Consider the following 20,716-nt stretch of genomic DNA (forward strand, 5'->3'; position numbering starts at 1 on the left):
TGCTGATACGGCTGTGATGCTGCACTAGCTGATGAGGCAGTATGCTGGCCGACGCGAAGACATACAGGCAGCGCAGCCGGTTCACATTCGGGTTTTTGCGGTTGAGAAATTCGGATTTTGGTAGTTGTGAAATTCGGATTATTGTAGTTGTATAGTTCGGATTTTCGCGGTTGAGAAATTCGGATTATTGCAGGCGAGATGGCGATGATGACGGGAGATGGATTCGATGAGTGAAGCAACGACGCATGGCATAAAGCCTGAGACCTACCGTCCTCGTATCGTGGACTCGCAGATCGCTCGGTATCTGCGCATCTTTGGTGCAGTTGAAATCGCTGGTACCAAATGGTGCGGTAAGACTTGGTCCGCCCGTGCACACGCGAGCAGCATCACGTATGTGGATCGCAATAACAATCTGACCGTCGCCAAAGCAGACCCATCGTTGATGCTGCTGGGGGACAGGCCGCATGTGATTGACGAATGGCAGTTGGCGCCCGCTATCTGGGATGAGGTGCGCCATCATGTCGATGATGAGCCAGCGAACAAAGGTCAGTGGTTGTTGACCGGGTCATCCACGCCGCTTTGCAGCGAGCTTCCGAATCACAGTGGCGCCGGAAGAATCGGACGGATTCGCATGAATCCCATGACATTGTATGAATCAGGGCTTTCCAGCGGTGAAGTCAGCCTGTCGGGGCTGTTCGGGCATAGGTTTTCTGCGGCGAGGTCCGGGTTGGATACCAAGGGGCTGATGGACGCAGTGTGCCGTGGAGGGTGGCCGGAGGCCGTGGATATGACCGTGTCTGATGCCCAAATTCTGATTAGGGAATACGTGAGACTTACCTTGGCTGAAAGCGTCCCTCGTCAAGGCAAGGACTCGGACGTGGCAAGGCGCTTGCTGGATTCGTTGGCGCGTAACATCAGTCAGGCTGTCACATTCAAAACGCTTCGCAAAGATATGTACGGTGCGGAAGAGAATCTGGATGATTTCATTTCAGAACGCACAGTAGCGGAGTATGTCTCCATGTTCGAAGGCATGTTCGTCATCGATCCTGTGAAGGGTTGGGTGCCGCCCGCCCGTGATCCGAAGCGATTGCAGACCAAGGCGCGTCGATATTTCGCAGACCCTTCAATCGCTGCCGCGGCGCTGGGCATGAATCCTGATGCGCTGATTCGTGATTGGCAGACCTTCGGTTTCCTGTTCGAAAACCTCTGCATTCGCGACTTGCTCGTATATGCGCGGGCGTTGCCGGACGTCGGCATGGAGCCGGTCCGCTATTATCACGATGATTCCGGGCTTGAATGCGATGCGATCATCGAATTGTCTGATGGACGTTGGGCGGGTATAGAGATCAAGACCAGCGAAGACAAGGTCCCCGAGGCGGCGGCGAACCTACGCCGACTGAAGAATAAACTGCTGAGGAATCCGAGCGCCCGCACTCGTGAACCGGAATTCCTGGCAGTGCTGGTAGGTATTGGGGAGTTCGCATATCGCCGAGATGACGGCATATATGTCATTCCGGTGGGAACGTTGGGGGTGTGACGTGGGATTGGGGGAGATGGGGAAGGTGCATAGCAGCGTGATGCGCATTGTGCTTTTCCGCAGCGTGTCCTTGACGCCTGAGTTGCCGCGAAACTCCGATTTGCCAGGTCGGCGGGATGTGGCATAATGAACAAGTTGCCTTTTGGCGACATGGATGAATGTCCGAGCGGTCTAAGGAGCACGCCTCGAAAGCGTGTGAGGTGGAAGCCTCCGCGAGTTCGAATCTCGCTTCATCCGCCCATAGGGTTCCGGGTTGTTCCGGGACCCTTTTTCTATTTCGTGGTCACGTTGGCGTTCCGTACCCTTTCTACGGCGTGTTGGTCGGAAGGACGCCAAAAGAACATCGTTGTACTCGCCGTTTTTGCGATCGGAGAGTAATCGTTGTATTATGTAAAACATCAAAGGTACAAGGTTGTATTAAATATCTGAAGTAATCAGTGATTGAAGTTGATTGGATGTGAGTTCTCCGATTTTCAAATTCGAGGTTCTGGCCGACGATATTAAGTACAACGTTGCTCTACCGAAAAGGCGGCATCGAAAAAGGAGCGATTATGCCTGAACAGTCCCCAAATGCAGCGCCTGATACGTCAAGGCTCGTTGTTGATAATGATTTCGAAGTCGCCCCGGTGAACGATCGGCTGTTCGGCTCGTTCGTTGAGCATCTGGGCCGTTGCGTGTATGACGGCATCTATGAGCCGGGGCATCCGCAGGCCGACGAAGATGGCTTCCGCAAAGATGTCATCGAGCTGGTCAGGGAGCTTGGAGCCACCACCATTCGTTACCCGGGCGGCAATTTCGTATCGGGCTATCGCTGGGAGGATGGTGTCGGTCCGAAGGAGGAACGCCCCCGTCGCCTTGATCTGGCCTGGCATTCCACCGAAACCAATCAGTTCGGCCTGCATGAAATAGCCAGGTGGTTGGACAAGGTCGGCGGCAATGAGTTGATGGAGGCCGTGAACTTGGGCACCCGAGGCCTGGAAGAGGCGCTTGACCTGTTGGAATATGCGAATATCCCGGGTGGTACCAAGCTGTCCGAAGAGCGTAGGGCCAATGGGGCCGATCAGCCGTTCGGCATCAGGATGTGGTGCCTGGGCAATGAGATGGATGGTCCATGGCAGACCGGTCACAAGTCCGCGGAGGATTATGGCACACTGGCGGCTTCGGTCGCGGCGGGCATGCGCATGATCGATCCGGATGTCGAACTGGTGGTATGCGGCTCATCCAGCCATGGAATGGACACGTTCGGGGCGTGGGAAGAGCAGGTGCTCGAAAAGACATACGAAAGCGTCGATTTTATCTCCTGCCATGCGTATTACCACCCTGAGCTGCAGCCGGATGGCACTCGTGACATGAAGAGCTTCCTCGCTTCCGGCGTGGATATGGAAGGCTTCATCAAGGATGTGGCCGCCGCCGTCGATGCCACCAAAGCAAGGCTGAAGAGCAAGCATGACGTGTTCATATCATTCGATGAATGGAACGTGTGGTACATCAACGATGAGCCGAGCAAAAATCCTGAGGGCATCGATAACTGGCCTGTCGCGCCGCGTCTGCTGGAGGATGTGTACAGTGCGGCGGACGCCGTCGTTTTCGGCGATCTGCTGATCACCCTGTTGAAGAACGCCGACCGTGTGCATGCCGCGAGCCTCGCCCAGCTGGTCAATGTGATTGCGCCCATCATGACCGAGCCTGGTGGCCCGGCTTGGCGGCAGTCCACGTTCTATCCGTTCTCGCTGACCGCGAAACTGGCCAAGAGCGGCACGGTGCTTGAGCCGAAGCTCACATCCGGGACCTATGAGACCCAGAAGTACGGTGAAGTGCCCACCGTCGATTCGGTGGCGGTACGAGGCAAGGACGGGTCGGTGAGCGTGTTCGTGGTCAATCGTTCCATGGACACGGCCAACGATTTCGAAATCAAGCTGCCGGAAGGTTTCATGTTCTCCTCTGCCAAGGCCGATACCCTGCACGAGGACGACCTTTTGGCGAAAAACACATTGGAGGACCAGAACCGTGTCGTTCTGCATTCCAATGACACCATCACCTCCGACGCCGAATCAGGCATGGTGCGTGTGACCCTGCCCCCGGTCTCCTGGACCGCCGTGCATGTGAAGTGAATTTGAAATGAAAGATGACGGGATGAAACGGGTCACAATCACAGATGTCGCCAAAGAGGCGCATGTCTCTATCAAGACGGTATCGAACGTCATCAACGATTCCGGAAGCATGCGCCCCGAAACCCGCCAACGCGTCAAGCAGGTCATTGAGCGTTTGGGGTATACCATCAATTATTCGGCCAGATCGTTGAAAACCGGCACGACGAGGATTATCGGCCTGGCGATTATGGCATTTGACCAGCCTTGGACGGCGATGTACGCAGGCGAGCTGATCAAAGCCGCACGACGGCATGGATACAGTCTCGTCATAGACACCTATGACGACGGTGGCTTATCCAGCATCATCGATGAGACCTACCGTGTCAATGCGGATGGATGGATATTCTATGCCGATCAGCCGTTGGCTGATTGCAAAGACATACTGAAACAGCGGTACCCGGTCGTCTTGACGGGGGATTCGCTGGCATACGGTCTGGTCGACAGTGTCACCATGCCCAATGTCCAACCAATCTACGACATAACGTCTACCTTGATTGCGGAGGGCGTCGGTTGTGTCGGGCTCATAGGGGCACCGGATGATTTGGTGGCAGAGCGGCGTCTCGACGATGTGAATGCTCTGCGGGAAGGAACGCGAGCGCTGCGTACACAGGGGTATTGTCGGGCGTTTACCGATGCCGGCATCGAAGTGAACGAAAACGTGGTTATCGAAGGCGGACGCTGGGACATGAATTGGGGTGCTCGCGGTGCCCGGCACCTGCTGAGTGTCCCGGCATTTCGTGACGCCCGATCTCGTGCCGTAGTGTGTCTGAATGACGCTTTGGCGCTTGGCGCGTTGCATGTGTTCAAGGAGCACGGTTGGAATGTTCCCGAGGATGTGCAGGTCAGCGGATTTGACGATATCGAGGAATCCCGCCATTGCAATCCTGCGCTTACCACGGTGAACTCCCATTTGGATCAATATGCCGATTCCGCAATCAGCATGCTGATTGAGCGCATTGAGGGTGCTGATTCTCCAGTTCGTGTGATATCGACGGATTTTGTGATAGAGCGTCGCGCATCGACGGCATTCTGAGATGTATGCCGGAACCACGTGTGTATTGTTCCGCAGGAAAGGACAGCATAATGGATACTGCGGCATCCGGCGAACATCCAGGTCGTGGCAGGCACGATGAACCCGGAGCGGCTCGAACGGATCTGCGAAGGCGCGGATATCGCGCTCAGCCGGCAGGACTGGTTGGACCTCTACCGTGCGGCGGGCAACCTCATGCCGTGATGCACGATCACAGTGGTGTGTGGCCTCGCAATAACCCGTACAGGGTAAAGGTCGAGGGAGTTGCTCAGTTCTGCCCGATTCATGCACCTTACTCGAACAGCGCGGCGTCGGTGGCGGGGTAGCCGAGCTGCATGGCGGTGTAGGCGTGCTTGGCCGCCAAGGCGGACAGGATCATTAGCGTATCGGCATCCGGCTTCGATTCGGTGTCCGCAACCGCTGCGATTTCGGTGCGGGCGCAATCCATTTCGATGGCCGCTGCAGTGGGGACGGTCAGTCCGCTGGCCTTATCTGGAATGGTCACGGGATTCGCCAGCAACGCATCGACCGCATACACCTTCTGTCTGGGGTCGGCATGCGATTGGCCTGTACTTGACGTCGATGAGGCTGATGAGGTTGATGAAGTCGATGACGCACCCTTCTCGGCCAACGACACCAATTGCTGCGACGCCGTCTTGTGCATGTCGCCGAGCCGCAAAGTCGCCCCTGCGGTTTTGCCTTGCGCTGCCAGTACCTCCATGGCGAATCCCGCACGGTCCTCGGCCACGGCCATAGCGTCCAACGCTGAGGTCTGGATATCCAGGGATGTGACGCCGTCCAATCGGGCGGCGGTTACCTCGGGAGCCGACTGGCCGAATTTCCCGGCTAACGTCGCCAAGGCCTGCTTGGTCTGGGCATTGCGCAATGTTCCTTCGGCGAATCGATCCGAGCACTGGGCCGCCACATCGATCCAGGCCAGCGGTACCGAGCGCAATGTCATGTAATACCGCAATTGCGGTGTGCCGTCAGGAAGCGCGTCGGCGGCCGTCGATGTGACAAGCGCCTGCTCGCACGGGCTCATTGTGCGTTCGGCCTCGGCCCGTCCCTCCAGCCGTGGCATCGAGCAGGCGGTCAGCGAGCACAGCAACGCCGTGGCACAGACGGCGGCGAACAATCGCGAGGCCGGACCATGATTGCCATGAGGATGTCGGCTGATAGGGGAGTGCACGCCATTGCCGGTGCTAGGAGGACGAAACTCAGTCATTGGCGAGCGTGTCTGCATGGAAAACTAGACTAATAGCAAACTGTGACCAATCAAAGGCCATGCGCCACATAACTTCATAGGAGGTACGGATCGATGGAACTGGACCTGACAGGAATGCACAAGCTCGCAGCCGAGCAAGGAATCGAACCGGAGACTCTTGATGAGGCGCTGGCTGAAGCGCTTCGCCTCGCCTACCTCAAGACCCCGCACGCGGCCAAGCATGCGCGCGTCGAATTGGACGAGCGTTCCGGCAGCTTCACGGTATGGGCCGCCGACGAGATCCCGGTGGAGCCCACCGAGGATGATCCGCATCCCGCGCCGAAGCTGGGCGAGGAATATGACGACACCCCGCATGATTTCGGTCGACTCGCTGCCGCCACGGCCCGTCAGGTCATCACGCAGCTGTTCCGCAAGGCCGAGGACGAGAAGATCTTTGGTGCCTTCTCCGGTCAGAAGGGCAAGCTGATTACCGGCATCGTCCAGCAGGATGCCTCCGATTCCTCCAATGTGCATGTGGCCATGGGCGATGTCGAGGCGCTGCTGCCTCGCCGCGAGCAGGTGCCGGGGGAACGTTACCGGCATGGCGAGCGTATCCGCGTGTATGTGGTCAACGTGGCGCGCGGCATCCGCGGCCCGGAGATCGTGGTGTCCCGCTCCCACCCGGAGCTGGTGCGCAAGTTGTTCGAGCGCGAGGTGCCGGAGCTGGTGTCCGGCGCCGTGTCCATTATGGCCATCGCGCGTGAGGCCGGCGCCCGCACGAAGATCGCCGTCAAGGCCAACACCGACGGCGTCAACCCGAAGGGCGCGTTGATCGGACCCGGCGGCTCCCGTGTGCGTGCGGTGATGGAGAACCTCGGCCCGGAGAAGATCGACATCGTGGATTACTCCGACGATCCGGCGAAGTTCGTTGCAGCGGCGCTCTCCCCGGCTGTGGCCACCGGTGTGCAGGTGATCAGCGAGAAGAACAAGACGGCCATCGCCTACATCCACGATGATCAGCTGTCTCTGGCCATCGGCAAGGAAGGCCAGAACGCGCGTCTTGCCGCCAAGCTGACCGGCTGGAAGATCGGCATCGAATCCGCTGAGGCCCATGCCAAGAAGGTGGCGGCGCAGAAGGCGGCTCAGGAGGCCGCTCAGGCTGCCGCGCCGGCTGACGACGCCCGGTGACGCCAGGAATACGCAGTAATCGAGGTAAGCGCGATTTGCGACTGCGTGATTCCCTGTATTGATTCGCGTATCGAGCGTGTCCCGGTTCACCGCATTCCGGACAGTGAAGAAGCCGCGAGCCGTACCGTCAATGGTGCGGCTCGCGGCTTTTCCATACTATCCAGCGCTATGAGTATGCTGGTGTGGCGTATGTGGGTAGTCGCAGTGTGCGTAAAATCGCCCGCACAAAAGCGAGGTAACACGAACATGGTCGAACGATGAGACAGGGTAGGCTTGCCGTCATCACCAACTGACCACGCTCTTGCACGCGTGGTCACAGAATAGGAGTAATTAGTGGGGAAACCACGCGTATATGAATTGGCCAAGGACTTGAACGTCGACAGCAAGACCGTCCTTGAGAAGCTCAAGGATATGGGAGAATTCGTCAAGTCCGCATCTTCCACCATCGAGCCGCCGGTGGCTCGTCGTCTCAAGGCGGCATTCGCCAAGGACTCGGACAAGGGCGGCGACAGGGGCGGAGCCAAGCCGTCGGCCGCAATGCCGCATAAGCCGGTCGCACCGAATATGAACCCGTCAGCTGCCGCACGTGGCGCAAAGAATGCGCAGAACGCACAGAACGCGGGTGCCACGCCGTCGCATCACGCACAGCCTGCTCAGCCTGGCCAGCCGGGTCAACAGGGGCAGTCCTCTTCGCATAACCAGCGTGTGCAGGCCACGCCGGGTGCTCGTCCTGCACGTCTGCAGGGGGGTGCTCGTCCGGCGGCACCGTCTCCGGCACGTCATGGCGGCCAGCATGAGAACCGTGACGGAGGCCGTCCGGCACGCCCGGGACAGGGGCGTCCGAACGGCGGTCAGCCGGGGCAGCATCAGAACAACGGGCAGCGTCAGAACAATCGCAACGCTTCCGCCCGTCCGGCTCCGCATGGCAGCGCCAATGGCAACAACAATGGCGGGAATGCATCCAACGCCATCCCGCGCCCGCACGCGCAGGGTCCGCGTCCGGGGAACAACCCGTTCTCCCGCAAGCAGGGCATGCATGCGCCGACGCCGAACGATATCCCAAGGCCTCATCCGATGGCCCGTCCGACCGCTGAAGGCGGACGCAACGGTCGTCCCGGCCGTCCAGGTCAGGGACAGGGACAAGGTCGTGGGTTCCGGGGCGGTCGTCCGGGCCAGGGCGGCGCTCGTCCCGGCCAGTGGGGACACAACCGTCCGGGTCAGGGCGGCGGCACCCAGGGCGCTGCACAGTCCGGTGCACGCGGTGGATTCCGCGGTGGTGCCGGTGCCGGCAACAACTTCCAGGGCGGCGGCGCACCGAGTAACGGTCCCGCACGCGGCGGTCGTGGTGGCCGCGGCGGTGCCGCAGGCGCATTCGGACGTCAGGGCGGCAAGTCTTCGAAGGCGCGTAAGAACCGTTTGGCGAAGCGTCACGAATATGAGGAGCTGAAAGCACCGACTATCGGCGGCGTGCGCATTCCGAACGGCAACGGTCAGGTCATCCGCCTGCGTCAGGGCGCATCTTTGGCGGATCTGGCAGAGAAGATCAACGTCAACCAGGCCGCACTGGTCACCGTGCTCTTCCACCTGGGACAGATGGCTACGGCCACGCAGTCCCTGGATGAGGAGACCTTCCAGATCCTGGGTGAGGAGATCGGCTGGAACATCCAGCTCGTCTCCGCCGAAGAGGAAGACAAGGAACTGCTGCAGCAGTTCGACATCAACCTTGATGAGGAAGAGCTGCAGGACGACGAGGATCTGAAGCCCCGTCCTCCGGTCGTCACCGTTATGGGCCATGTCGATCACGGTAAGACCCGACTGCTCGACACCATCCGCAAGACCAACGTCATCGCACGTGAGGCCGGCGGCATCACCCAGCGCATCGGTGCATACCAGGTCACCGTCACGCTGGAAGGTGAGAAGCGCAAGATCACCTTCCTCGATACCCCTGGCCATGAGGCGTTCACCGCCATGCGTGCCCGCGGTGCCGAGCTCACCGACGTCGCCATCCTTGTGGTGGCCGCCGATGATGGTGTCATGCCCCAGACCGTCGAGGCCATCAACCACGCCCAGGCCGCCAAGGTGCCGATCGTCGTGGCCGTCAACAAGATCGATGTCCCCGGTGCCAACCCGGAGAAGGTCCGTGGCCAGCTCACCGAGTACGGTCTGGTCGCTGAGGAATACGGTGGCGACACGATGTTCGTCGACATCTCCGCCAAGCAGAACATCAACGTGGACAAGCTCCTCGAAGCGGTGCTGCTGACCGCGGACGCCGAGCTCGACCTGAGGGCCAATCCGAATATGGATGCCCGTGGCGCCACCATCGAAGCCCGACTCGACAAGGGTCGTGGTGCCGTGGCCACCGTGCTGGTGCAGCAGGGCACCCTGCATGTCGGCGACGCCATTGTCGCCGGAACATCATACGGCCGCGTCCGCGCCATGCTTGACGAGAACGGCCAGGCGATGAAGGAAGCCGGTCCGTCCACTCCTGTCCAGGTGCTGGGTCTGACCTCCGTGCCTACCGCAGGCGACCTGTTCCTCGTGGCCGCCGACGATCGCGCGGCCCGCCAGATTGCCGAGAAGCGTCAGGCCACCGAGCGTGCCGCCCAGCTGGCCAAGCGCCGCAAGGTCGTCTCCCTCGAGGACTTCAAGAAGAAGTTCGCCGAGTCCGAGATCGATATGCTCAACATCGTCATCAAGGGCGATTCCTCCGGCTCCGTCGAGGCGCTCGAGGACTCCCTGATGAAGATCGAGGTCTCCGACGAGGTCGGCATCCAGGTCATCCACCGCGGTGTCGGTGCCATCACGCAGAACGATGTCAATCTGGCCACGGTCGACAAGGCCGTCATCATCGGCTTCAACGTGCGTCCGAACCGTCAGGTCGCTGACCTCGCCGAACGCGAGGGCGTGGAGATCAAGTACTACTCGGTCATCTACAAGGCCATCGAGGATATCGAGGCCGCGTTGAAGGGCATGCTCAAGCCGGAATACGAAGAGGTCGTCACCTCCCACTCCGAAATCCGCGAGATCTTCCGCTCCTCCAAGTTCGGCAACATCGCCGGCGTCATGGTGCAGGACGGCGAAGTCAAGCGCGGTACGAAGTGCCGTATTCTGCGCAACGGCGTCGCCACGGTCAACGATCTCGAGATCTCCTCGCTGCGTCGTTTCAAGGACGACGTCCAGTCCGTCAAGGAAGGCTACGAGGCCGGTATCAACCTCGGTTCCTTCAACGACATCGAGATCGGCGACATCATCGAGACCTTCGAAATGCGAGAGGTCGAGCGCAAGTAGTCCACGAAGTCGATGTCCCCGGTTCCCATCGAAATGAATCGGGGCATCGCCCACCGGCCCCACGATGCACTGCGGGGCCGACTGCAGGAAATTACTGAGGGGGTCCACGGCATTCGCCGATGAGCCCCCTCAGTCGTCTACGATGATACTTTTTGGCGAGCAGCCAACAACTACAGAAGGAAATACCAATGGCAGGAACCAATCCCCGTGCTGCACGTATCGCTGCGCTGATCCAGCGCGTCGTCGCCTCCTCCATCGAGCGCGAACTGCACGACAAGCGTCTGTCCAATATCACCATCACCGAAGTCCGTGTCACCAACGATCTGCAGATTGCGAAGATCTACTGGACGCAGCTCGGGCACGAAGGCAAGGAATCCGGTGAGCGCAAGCGCGCCCAGCAGGCCCTTGATCAGGCCAAGGGCCACCTGCGTACGCTGGTGGGGCGCAAGGCCGGACTGCGCTTGACCCCTCAGCTGCAGTTCGTGTTCGACGAGGTGCCCGGTGAGGCCCACGAGATCGAAGACATCCTGATGCTGGCCAGAAAGCGCGATGAAGAACTTGCGAAGGCCCGTGCCAACGCCCAGTACGCCGGCGACGCCGACCCCTACAAGCATGACGACGAGCCGGACGAAGACGAATTCGACGATGACGACGCCGACGATTCCGGCGACGCCGATGCCGTCGATGACGAGAACCGCGACGATGTCGATAACGAGAATCACAAAGCCTGAATCCCATATGGCACAGGCTCAACCAAGCGGACTGCTCATCGTCGACAAACCTCAAGGAGTCACCAGTTTCGACGCGGTCGCTGCAGTGCGCGGCGCGCTGCATATCAAAAAGGTCGGGCACGCCGGCACGCTCGATCCGATGGCCACCGGCGCATTGGTCATCGCGTTCGGCCACGCCACACGATTGCTCAATGCCATCGTGGCGCATGACAAGACCTATGAGGCCACGATTCGGCTAGGCCTCACCACCGACACCGATGACGCCGAAGGCGCGGTGCATGTGGACGAGTCGATACACTCCCGGTGGAAGGAGCTCACCAAGCGTCATGGGGAACAGGGGTCCTGGCAGACGGGAACATTCTGGCATGACCTGCTTGCCGACACCATCGCCTCGCACTTCACCGGGAACATCGAACAGGTTCCCAACACTTTCTCCGCCATCAAGATCAACGGCCAACGCGCCTACGATCTGGCCAGGGAAGGCAAGGACGTGGAACTCAAAGCCCGTCCGGTCACCGTCAGCGAGTTCTCCGTGCTGGATGTACGCGCGGGCGTCGTGACGGGGAAGAACGCCGGCGAGCCGTTGCTGGAGAAGGATATCGCATCGTTCCCGTTCGATTCGGCTGCGGGTCCGGACCAATCCTTTTGTTCCTCTCTGAATGACCATTCCGTCACCTCTGGCGATGGCGAGTCGGATCCGCGAGGCGTTGATACTGTTATTTCAGTTGCGAGCACCGGTCTGATACCGGTTCTCGACGTGAATGTCCGCATCAGTTGCTCGTCCGGAACCTACATACGCGCCTTGGCTCGTGATCTGGGCATGACGCTGGGCGTCGGTGGTTATCTGACCCGCTTGCGGCGCACTCGCGTCGGGCGGTTCGCGCTGCCGGATGATGCCAGCGGGCTCATTGCCGCCGACGCCATGCAGCAGACATCCGCGCATACCATCACCGCCCATACGGAAGCCAAGACATTCGTCAACCGCGAAGGGGAGCGCGTCACCCGCAACACATGTGTGTTGGACACTCCGGCAGGGCTTGCCGGCGAGGAGCGTCGCGCATGGGTGCTGGGTCGCGCACTGACCATGGAACAGGCGACTCGCGGCGCCATGCCCGCTGTGGATATCACAGCCGAAGAGGCTGCGGAGCTGCGATTCGGCAGGCGTATCGAACGGGTGGTTCCCCGGGATACGCAGGTCGCTGCCATCGCTCCCGCGCCGGATGACGTATCGGATGATGCGCCAGCCGATGTGGTGGCCATTCTCGAACGTGCGAACGCGCATCAGGCCAAACCGGTCACGGTATTCCCCCTCGCGTAAAGTGGTCACGGCTGGTGTGATTCCTCTGGACACCTCTCATACAGAGTCGCCAGGCATTATGTGACCGAAAGGAATCTCCGGGTTGCGCATTGATGCAACCCAATGTGGATAAAGGAAATCCTAGGATATGGAAATCACCTACTTGACTCCCGATGAACACGGCGAAGTCGAATGGCCCTCGTTCGACAACGACAGAAAAGCCGTGGTGACGTTAGGCGCTTTCGATGGCATGCATCGTGGCCATCAGGCCGTCATCCGCCGTACGGTGGAGCTCGCGCGCCAACATGGGGCGTTCTCGGTGGTGATCCTCTTCAATCCACGTCCGGCGTTTGTGCATGGTTGGGCCGCCAAGCATGACGGCACAGAGCCTACGGCGGCGAATGTCGATGCCGAGGCGTTGACCAGCGCGCACGAACGTCTCCGCCGCATGGAGCAGCTTGGTGTCGATCACGTGCTGGTGGTGCGGTATACGTTGGCGTTCGCATCCAAGTCCTACATCTTCTTCCTCGGTCGGCTGACCGGCAAATTGGGCATGCGCACGCTGGTGCTCGGCCAGGATGCCGCCATGGGCAAAGGAAGGGAGGGCGATGTCGCGCATATCGCGAACCTCGCCGCAGCCACCGGCGTCTTCGAGCTTGATGTAGTGGATGATCGGGGTCCCGGGGAGGTGCGTATTCCGCGCGATTTCAAGCCCGAAATGCCCGAACAGTGGGGTGAGCCGCACGATCCCTTGGCCGGTGCCACCAAAGCCGAGAGGCGCGCCTGGAGCAAGAAGCATCAGGCTAGGGCGATGCGCGCATGGAGCTCCACGAATGTGCGCTATTTGCTGGCTCATGGACGCATCCAGGATGCCAACGCCATTCTGGGGGAGCCTCATGGCATCGAAGGTGTGGTGGTGCATGGCGAAGAACGCGGCCGCACCATCGGATTCCCGACCGCCAATCTCGGCACGGATGTCGAAGGCTACATTCCTGTGGACGGCGTATATGCCGGCTGGCTGGTTGATCTAGGGCCCGCATCGGCACAGGACGGGCAGGGGAGCATGTCCAGCGAGGTGCAATCTGAGTCGCAGTCCAACATGCCGGCCGGGCGGGAGGAGTCGGCTGATTGCGATGCCGCATTGCGTAAGCCGCTCCGTTGGCCGGCCGCCATCTCCATCGGCACCAAGCCCACGTTCAGCGAGAAGACCGGACTCCATGAACGTGTGGTGGAATCCTATTGCATCACCGATGATTGGCTGGAACTATACGGGCACAAGGTACGTGTGGAATTCACCGGTTTCCTGCGTCCGCAGGTCAAGTTCGACGGTCCTGACGCGCTGGTCGACGAGCTCAAGCGCAATGTCGAGGAGACCAAGCGTCTGACGGCGTGACGACAGACGCTTGGTGAGCGTCTAGTGGCGGAAGTGGGCGAAGAATTCGCGGGTTTCCGGATTGGTGGATTCGTCCATGACTTCGCGTGGCGTGCCGTTTTCCGCGATGACGCCATTGCGCAGCAGCACGATGCGATCGGCCGCCTCATGCGCGAAACTCATCTCGTGGGTCGCCATCAGAATCGTGGTCCCCTGCGACTTCAGCTCTGCGACCATGTGAAGCACTTCGCCGACCAGCATCGGATCCAATGCCGAGGTGATCTCGTCCAGCAACAGCAGTTCGGGATCGGTCATCAGCGCTCGAGCGATCGCTACGCGCTGCTGCTGGCCACCGGAAAGCTGATCGGGGTAGGCGTCCGCCTTGTTGCGCATGCCGATGCGGTCGAGCAGCTCAAGCGCCCGCGTCCGCGCGCGGTCCTTATCCCAGTGGTGTACTTTGATGGCAGCCAGCGTCACGTTCTTCAACACCGACATGTGCGGGAACAGGTTGAATTGCTGGAAGACCACGCCGATACGGGAGCGGATCTGGTCCTGATTCGCGCGCGGGTCGGTGATGTCGGTGTCACCGAGCCAGATCTGCCCGTCATCTACTTGTTCGAGCAGGTTGACGCATTTCATCAGTGTCGACTTGCCTGAGCCGGAGGGGCCGAGGAGCGCGACCACCTCATGGGGGTTGATATCGAACGAGATGCCCTTCAGCACTTGGGTGGAACCGAAGGATTTGCGTACATCGTCCAAGCGCAGCACCGGTTTGGAGGTGGTGGTGTTGGAAGTCTGCTGTGCATGGGAGTCGTTCACTGTGGTCTCCTTCTTCGTCAGTGCCTCACTCATGGTCATATTCATGTTCGTGTCGGGTTCATGCTCACGGTCGGCGGCTCATGCTCATACTGTGCCCGCGCTCAGCTCGCGCTTGCGCAGGCGTGCCGTGTACCAGTCGTTGAGCAGGATGAACGGTACGCTCAGGAGGATGAAGAGCAGGCTGGCCACTACATATGGGGTGAAATTGTATGTGCTGGCCACATCGATCTGCGCGGCGCGCACGGCATCCACGGCACCCAGCACGGAAATCAGGCCGACATCCTTCTGCATGGAGATGAAGTCGTTCATGAGCGCCGGCGCGACTTTGCGCAACGCCTGGGGAATGACCACCAATCGGGTGGTCTGCCCGGCAGTCAGACCCAGTGAACGGGCTGATGCGCGCTGTGATGGATGCACGTCGTTGAATCCGGCGCGCAGAACCTCGGAGACATACGCGCTGTAGCCCATGATCACGGCGATGGTGCCGAGAATCGAGGGGTCGATGCGCCCGAACAGACCCAGACCCGGGATGCCGAAGCCGATGAGATACAGCACCACGATGATCGGCACACCACGCATCACGGTCGTATAGATCAGCGCCAGAATCCTGACGGGGAAGAGGATGGGGGATCGACTGGTGCGAACCAGCGCGATCAGGGTGCTGAGTATCGCCACGCCGACGAGCGCGACGAGCAGAACCTTGATATTCAGCCACAGGCCTTTGAGCACGTCAGGAAATGACTGGACGAAATACTCGCCGGAGAAGAATGTCTCCTTGACCCGAGGCCAGCCGGGGGAGAGCTTCAGTCCGACGACGATGATCACCACGAACACCACCGTGCTGATCAGGCTGGTGATCACCGATTTGATCTGCTGCTGGAGCCGGTATTGACGACGGTCCAACTCGACTTGACTGGTGGCATGCGCTGCGGGCTGAGCGCTGCGGTAATCGCCTTCCGGCGCGGTGAATGATCCGGTCATAGCTGAACCTCGTTTGCTTGTCTGAAGAACCATTGTTGCCGTATTCGGGTGATGATGTGCATCATACCCATGGATACGGCTCTGATATCACCGTGTCTTCCACAATGAGGTCTTCCACAATGAGGTCTTCCACAATGAGGTCTTCCACAATGAGGAGGAACGGTGGCATCAGAGCCGTGCAATCATGGCGATAGTCGCCATCAACGATGTGCGACAGGCCGCTGTCACTTCAATTCGGTCAGGTCGGTGGTGTACTCGGCCAGCCACTTGTCCTGCAGCTGCTTCAACGTGCCATCCGAATTCAGCTCGTCCACGGCCTTGGTGGTGGCGGCGGTGAGTTTGGAATCCTTCGGCAGCACAATGCCCATGCCGTTCTTGTCTTCGGAGCCGGCGATACGGCCAAGAACGGTGGCGTCCTTCACCTGTTCGGACTGCACCATGTACACGCACTCCACAGTGCTGGTCACCAGGGCGTCGATCTGACCTGCATCAAGCGCCTGGGCCAGAGCGGCATCATCGTTGAAGGTCTGGATGTCCTCCTTGATGGACTTCTTGACGTAGTCGTAAGCCAGGGTGCCCACCATCACGCCGATGGTCGCGTCCTTGAGGTCGGCCAGCGATTTGGCGTTGGCGAACTTTCCGTCCTTCTTGACGATGACGGCCTGGCTGTCGTTGTAGTAGCTGGAGGAGAAGTCGACTGCCTTCTTGCGGGCGTCCGTGATGCCGAACTGCTGGATGTTCATATCCCAGTCCTTGGCGCCCGGGGCGATGGCGGAGTCGAAGGTGGTGCGGACCCACACCACGTCGCTCTTCTTGAAGCCGAGCTTTTCGGCCACGTCGTAAGCGACGGCGGCCTCATAGCCTTCGCCGGATTCCGGCTTGTCGTTCATGACCCACGGCTCGTACGCGGGCTCGCCGGTGGCGATGGTGAGTTTGCCGGGCGTGACGGTCTGCTGGGTGATATCGCTGGAATCCGCGGTGTCGGAGCCTGTGGATTGGTTGGAGCTGGAGCCGCAGGCGGCGGTGAAGATTAGGGCCATGGCGCTGACGGTCGCAGCTGCGACGCGGATAAGCCCCTTCGTGTTGTTGAACATGATGGTTCCTCTCTCTTGTGCCTTATTGGGATAATGATTATTGATGTGGCACTCGGCGCGCTATGGCGATACCGTGAGACCGACATCCCGCGCCTGATTCGCCTGTTTGGCGCTGTGCGCCAATTGTAGGATAGTCATATTGCCGGTGTTGCCGCTGCCGTCATATTGGGATATCGGCGTTGGTTATGGCGGGTTATCGCAACATGTATCCGGTGCGTTTGCGGTTCGTGTGCGAACCGCGTCCTTACCTATTCGAATGTGAACTCGGCCGATTGCCGCTGATTTCGACGGTTGTTGCCATGTCGCCTCCTATTCGAGGGTGAACCCCTCGAATACGAAGCCTGGACTGACCACGCAAGAGACCAGTGCATCTCCTTCGCCGGGCAGTGTGCGCTGCCACACGCCGGCTGGGACCACAGCATGGCCGATGACCGGTTTGCTGGCGCTGTGCGCGGCCTCCTCGAAATCGACTGCGCGCAGGGGTTCCTGCGTGTTGTCCTGTGCGCTGCTCTGTGTATCGACACGGGCATCACCGTAGTAGGCATCACCGTAGTAGGCATCACCGTCGTGGAACTGGTCGTGCCGTGGCGTGATTCCCGACCCCAATATGATGCGGGTGCGCTCGCTATTCGCATCGGCGGGTGCTTCTCCACTGCCTCCAAGCTCCAGAGTCACCGGAGCTGGCCCGTGCCAGAGCCACAGCTCGTCGGCATCCACCTTGTGCCAGGCGCTGGCGTCGCCTTCGGGCAGCAGAAAATAGATAAGCGAGGCGAGTGGCCGTCCGCTGGCCCTGTCCTCACATGGGCTTTGCCAATCGCGCGTATACCAGCCACCTTCAGGATGTGCTTCGAGACCAAGCCGGTCGACTATCGACCGCGCCCATGCGCTCATGTTCTCTATCGCGACACTCATGGTTGTTCTCCTCCTTACTCGTCCGACCGTTGCGGATTCACTGGGGCTTTACTGCAGGAATGCGGTGCTGCAAGCCGGAAAACTGCGGTGCGAGAGCCCGGTCACCAAGCATGGTCGTTGTAGGTCTCATGGCCTGCGATCACGGTGGCGCGATTGGTTCCCGCGCCGTGCCGTACCAGTGTCTCCAGTGTCGCTTCGATTCCTGCCGGCGATGACGTGTCCACCGGAATGTCGAAGAACGCCAGGTCGGCGAGCGCTCCCGCGTTGATCTGGCCGATGCGGTTCATGCCCACGTGCATGCCCATGGATGCGGCGCCGCCCAACGTCATCATGCGAATCAGACGATGGGTCAGGTCGTCGTTCGTGTATCCCTGTTCTCGTGCCAGGTCATAGAGCATCGACACATCATCGAGCAGGTCGAGGCTCGGCGTGCTGGAGAGCGAATCGGTGCCCACCGCCACCAGATTGCCTTCCTCGAGATATTCGCGGATGGGTGCGTCCTTGCCGGTGTTGGTGATGCGGTTCGATCGGGGGCATAAGGCCACGCCGACGCCACGCTGTCTGAGGATGCGTCGATCTTCCTTGTCCGCCCACACGCCGTGGGCGATATGCACATCAGGTCCCAAGGATCCGAGCTGGTCGACGAATTGAATGGCTGAGGCTCCCTTGCCGACCTCTTTGAGCTGTTTGTAGCTCACCCAGTCATGATCGCGCCAATCGGCGGCCGAATACGTGGTGAGCACGGGCGGATAGGTGCCCGCTTCAAGCGGGGTTTCCGCAAGATGGATGTGCAGTCGCATATTGAGTCGGCGTGCAATATCCGGCAGATCCACGAACGGTTCGGATTCCAGCGTATACGGCGCATGCGGACTGATGCCCAGATTGGGGAGGCGCTCCTGGCTCATCTTGCGTAGCTGACGGCTCAGCTCGGTGCGTCCCTTCTCGAGCCATTCATCATTATGCCAGCCCATGACCTCCCAGTAGGCTATGCCGTGCATACCTTGGGAGGCCAGGGCACCTGCGGCATCCAGATCGGTGACGATATCGGCTGCCGCAGTCGTCCCCGATTCGACCATCTGACGCGCGCCGTCTTCGGCCCATTGCTTCCATGGCCGTGTGCGTTGCGCTTCGGCGTATACCGCGTTGAAGGCCAGCTCCCAGGCGCGGAACCGGTCATAGGTGCCACGTCCTACTTCTGCCATGCCGCTGTATTGCAGATGGGTGTGTGCGTTGATCAGCCCCGGTGTCAGCACGCCATCCCAATGACGCTCGACGATGGTGGCGTTCTGCGTGATCTCCTGCTTGAGCGCTTCCAGCACCCAATGACGCTTGCCGACATGCATGACGCGGTCGCCCTGCACCGCCACCGCGCCATCGATGATGACCGGGCCGGTCACCGGGATCACCAATCGTGCCGAATATAGCGTCACATGGTCCACCAGCTCCGGGTCGGTGTCTGACCAGACATGTACTGCAGAATGGTTCATCAGGCCTCCTTGGTCGCCGGGGTATCCGCTTCGGGTTGTGTGGCAGAGTGACGCGCGTTCTCTTCGAACCTCGTCAATCGCCAGTCATAGCCATTATCGGCCACCGCGTGGCTGGCCCGATAACCGCGCGCCTTCAATGCCGCGTCGGCTATGCGACGGTCGGTCGCGGCATCAAGCCGGATCAGATGGTGGGGGAGTTCCCCGCGGTGATCGAGCAGGTAGGCCACCGCGCTGGCCTGCACGGCGAAGCTCAGATCCATGATTTCAATCGGATTGCCGCCGCCGACCGTGTAGTTCACCCCGTCACCATCCGCGAGCAGCGTCACCGTAGGCCCATCCGGAACATGCAGCTCGACGCTGTCCCGGTTCACCTCCGGCATGAAATGGGGGATCTCATCCAGCGCGATTTCATTCGCGATACCACCGATGACGGCCACGACCGCGCCTTCATGCATCAGACGCAGATGGTCGAGCGTGATCGTATGACGCACCCCGGTGGCGGAGACCACGATGTTCGCTTCGGCGAGCGCATCGTCGATGTCTTGCGCTGCGAATCCATCGAATACCGCTTGCAGGGCTGCCACTGCATCGATGTCGCATACCGTCACTGTGGCGCCGAGCGCGCGGACCCGGCGGGCGAACCCACGGCCCACAGGCCCATAGCCGATCACGGTGACCCGTGCGTTCTCGAATGCATGATCGCCGAGAATCCGCTGCATCGTGGTCACGCAGGTCTCTCCAGTGCCGTGGGCGTTATCAAAGCCGGTCTTCAGTATGCTGTCATTCACTGCGACCACGGGGTATGTAAGCGCTCCGGCGGCCTCCATGCCGGCGAAGGCGCGCACGCCGCTGGTCGTCTCCTCGGCCACGCCGATGAGATTCGCTACAAGGTCCGGACGCTCCAGCGAGGCGAGACGGGCGAAACTCGCGCCATCGTCGATGATGATATCCGGTTCGATGATGTCGAGCAGTCGCAACGCGGCGTCGTGCGCCTGTTCCGGGGTCCAATCGCGACTGGACTCCACGATGACGCCCTCTCGTCTGAGCTGTTCGGCCACACGCGGGTCGGTCGAGTCCGGTCCGCAATAGACACCGACAATCGCGCCTGCGGCTTTCAGTTTGCGCAACAGGATCGCCGTCTTCGGCTCGAGGATAAGGCATACGGCGATGCGGACGCCGGTGAAATCGGTGCCTTCCCGCTGCAGTTCTGACAACACGTTGTGCAATACAGGCATATGCGCTTCGGCATAGGCCATTGCCTCCAGGCCGGTGGCGTCGCGCATGTCGGGAATCTCGTCGATTGGCGTGTCCGCGTCAAAGCGGAATGATGTGGCAGCCATACCTGTCCTGCCGCAGGTGGTCTCGACCGCCATGCCCCATTCCTGTGCCGCGCGCCGCGAGTCTGGGGTCATCCCGGAAGGGGCGGCAACGAGGCGTGCGCCTGCCAGTGAACGGTTCGTGCGCTGTGACATGGCTTCGGCCCAGGAGGCGAAGTCGTGAGGCGATGAATGGTCTGGCGTCATCCCTGTTGCCATGCCTGTCTGTGCTTCCGTGTCCATTGCTGACCCCTTGTCGCGGATTGTCCCTGTTGTAGATTGTCCATATGCCTGCGGTGTTTGGCACCTG

The 20,716-nt window shown here is 60.3% G+C and carries 15 protein-coding genes and 1 tRNA gene; 9 read left to right on the top strand and 7 right to left on the bottom strand.

Features of this window, described 5'->3' with window-relative positions:
- The first annotated feature begins 226 nt into the window (after positions 1-226).
- From BREU_RS01490 to BREU_RS01505, 4 genes are all read left to right on the top strand, one after another.
- Entirely contained in the window at positions 227-1,537 is a 1,311-nt protein-coding gene (locus tag BREU_RS01490; RefSeq protein ID WP_052381978.1) for an ATP-binding protein, read from the top strand.
- A 152-nt stretch (positions 1,538-1,689) separates the two neighbouring features.
- Positions 1,690-1,774 (top strand) — tRNA-Ser (locus BREU_RS01495).
- A 314-nt stretch (positions 1,775-2,088) separates the two neighbouring features.
- Positions 2,089-3,648 carry an arabinosylfuranosidase ArfA gene (arfA, locus tag BREU_RS01500; RefSeq protein ID WP_044089083.1) on the top strand — a complete coding sequence of 520 codons (1,560 nt, stop codon included), beginning with the start codon at positions 2,089-2,091 and terminating at the stop codon, positions 3,646-3,648.
- A 22-nt stretch (positions 3,649-3,670) separates the two neighbouring features.
- Positions 3,671-4,720, top strand: coding sequence for a LacI family DNA-binding transcriptional regulator (locus tag BREU_RS01505; RefSeq protein WP_044089082.1), 1,050 nt, complete (start codon positions 3,671-3,673; stop codon positions 4,718-4,720).
- Between the two features lie 289 nt (positions 4,721-5,009).
- Here BREU_RS01505 and BREU_RS01510 read toward each other — a convergent pair whose 3' ends face one another.
- Positions 5,010-5,759, bottom strand: a complete 750-nt coding sequence (locus tag BREU_RS01510) for a hypothetical protein (RefSeq protein ID WP_044089159.1) — start codon at positions 5,757-5,759, stop codon at positions 5,010-5,012.
- Between the two features lie 276 nt (positions 5,760-6,035).
- Between BREU_RS01510 and nusA the strand changes: the two genes are divergently transcribed.
- From nusA to ribF, 5 genes are all read left to right on the top strand, one after another.
- Entirely contained in the window at positions 6,036-7,109 is a 1,074-nt protein-coding gene (gene nusA, locus BREU_RS01515; protein WP_044089080.1) for a transcription termination factor NusA, read from the top strand.
- A gap of 333 nt (positions 7,110-7,442) precedes the next feature.
- The gene (infB, locus tag BREU_RS01520; RefSeq protein WP_044089079.1) at positions 7,443-10,397 is read left to right on the top strand and encodes a translation initiation factor IF-2; all 2,955 of its coding nucleotides are present in this window, start codon (positions 7,443-7,445) and stop codon (positions 10,395-10,397) included.
- A 188-nt stretch (positions 10,398-10,585) separates the two neighbouring features.
- Positions 10,586-11,128, top strand: coding sequence for a 30S ribosome-binding factor RbfA (gene rbfA, locus BREU_RS01525; RefSeq protein ID WP_044089078.1), 543 nt, complete (start codon positions 10,586-10,588; stop codon positions 11,126-11,128).
- 7 nt (positions 11,129-11,135) lie between these two features.
- Positions 11,136-12,446, top strand: coding sequence for a tRNA pseudouridine synthase B (locus BREU_RS01530; protein ID WP_044089077.1), 1,311 nt, complete (start codon positions 11,136-11,138; stop codon positions 12,444-12,446).
- 127 nt (positions 12,447-12,573) lie between these two features.
- Complete coding sequence (gene ribF, locus BREU_RS01535) at positions 12,574-13,818, top strand: bifunctional riboflavin kinase/FMN adenylyltransferase (RefSeq protein ID WP_044089076.1); 1,245 nt, start codon at positions 12,574-12,576, stop codon at positions 13,816-13,818.
- A 21-nt stretch (positions 13,819-13,839) separates the two neighbouring features.
- On the opposite strand, the gene BREU_RS01540 is transcribed toward ribF, so the two are convergent.
- The 6 genes from BREU_RS01540 to BREU_RS01565 all read right to left on the bottom strand — a co-directional run bounded on the left by BREU_RS01540 (position 13,840) and on the right by BREU_RS01565 (position 20,625).
- Positions 13,840-14,649: an amino acid ABC transporter ATP-binding protein gene (locus BREU_RS01540; protein ID WP_044089158.1), complete on the bottom strand. Its 810-nt coding sequence runs from the start codon at positions 14,647-14,649 to the stop codon at positions 13,840-13,842.
- A 51-nt stretch (positions 14,650-14,700) separates the two neighbouring features.
- Entirely contained in the window at positions 14,701-15,597 is an 897-nt protein-coding gene (locus BREU_RS01545) for an amino acid ABC transporter permease (RefSeq protein ID WP_044089074.1), read from the bottom strand.
- A 224-nt stretch (positions 15,598-15,821) separates the two neighbouring features.
- Positions 15,822-16,691, bottom strand: coding sequence for an ABC transporter substrate-binding protein (locus BREU_RS01550; protein WP_044089073.1), 870 nt, complete (start codon positions 16,689-16,691; stop codon positions 15,822-15,824).
- A 309-nt stretch (positions 16,692-17,000) separates the two neighbouring features.
- Positions 17,001-17,603 (bottom strand): cupin domain-containing protein, encoded by a 603-nt coding sequence (locus BREU_RS01555; protein ID WP_044089072.1) that lies wholly within the window; start codon positions 17,601-17,603, stop codon positions 17,001-17,003.
- 101 nt (positions 17,604-17,704) lie between these two features.
- A complete protein-coding gene (locus tag BREU_RS01560; RefSeq protein ID WP_044089071.1) occupies positions 17,705-19,090 on the bottom strand; it encodes an amidohydrolase family protein in 1,386 nt (461 codons plus the stop codon).
- Positions 19,090-20,625 carry an adenosylhomocysteinase gene (locus BREU_RS01565; protein WP_044089157.1) on the bottom strand — a complete coding sequence of 512 codons (1,536 nt, stop codon included), beginning with the start codon at positions 20,623-20,625 and terminating at the stop codon, positions 19,090-19,092. Before BREU_RS01565 ends, BREU_RS01560 begins: the two co-directional genes overlap by 1 nt.
- Positions 20,626-20,716: the final 91 nt, after the last annotated feature.

The sequence above is a fragment of the Bifidobacterium reuteri DSM 23975 genome (assembly GCF_000741695.1).
Classification (GTDB): domain Bacteria; phylum Actinomycetota; class Actinomycetes; order Actinomycetales; family Bifidobacteriaceae; genus Bifidobacterium; species Bifidobacterium reuteri.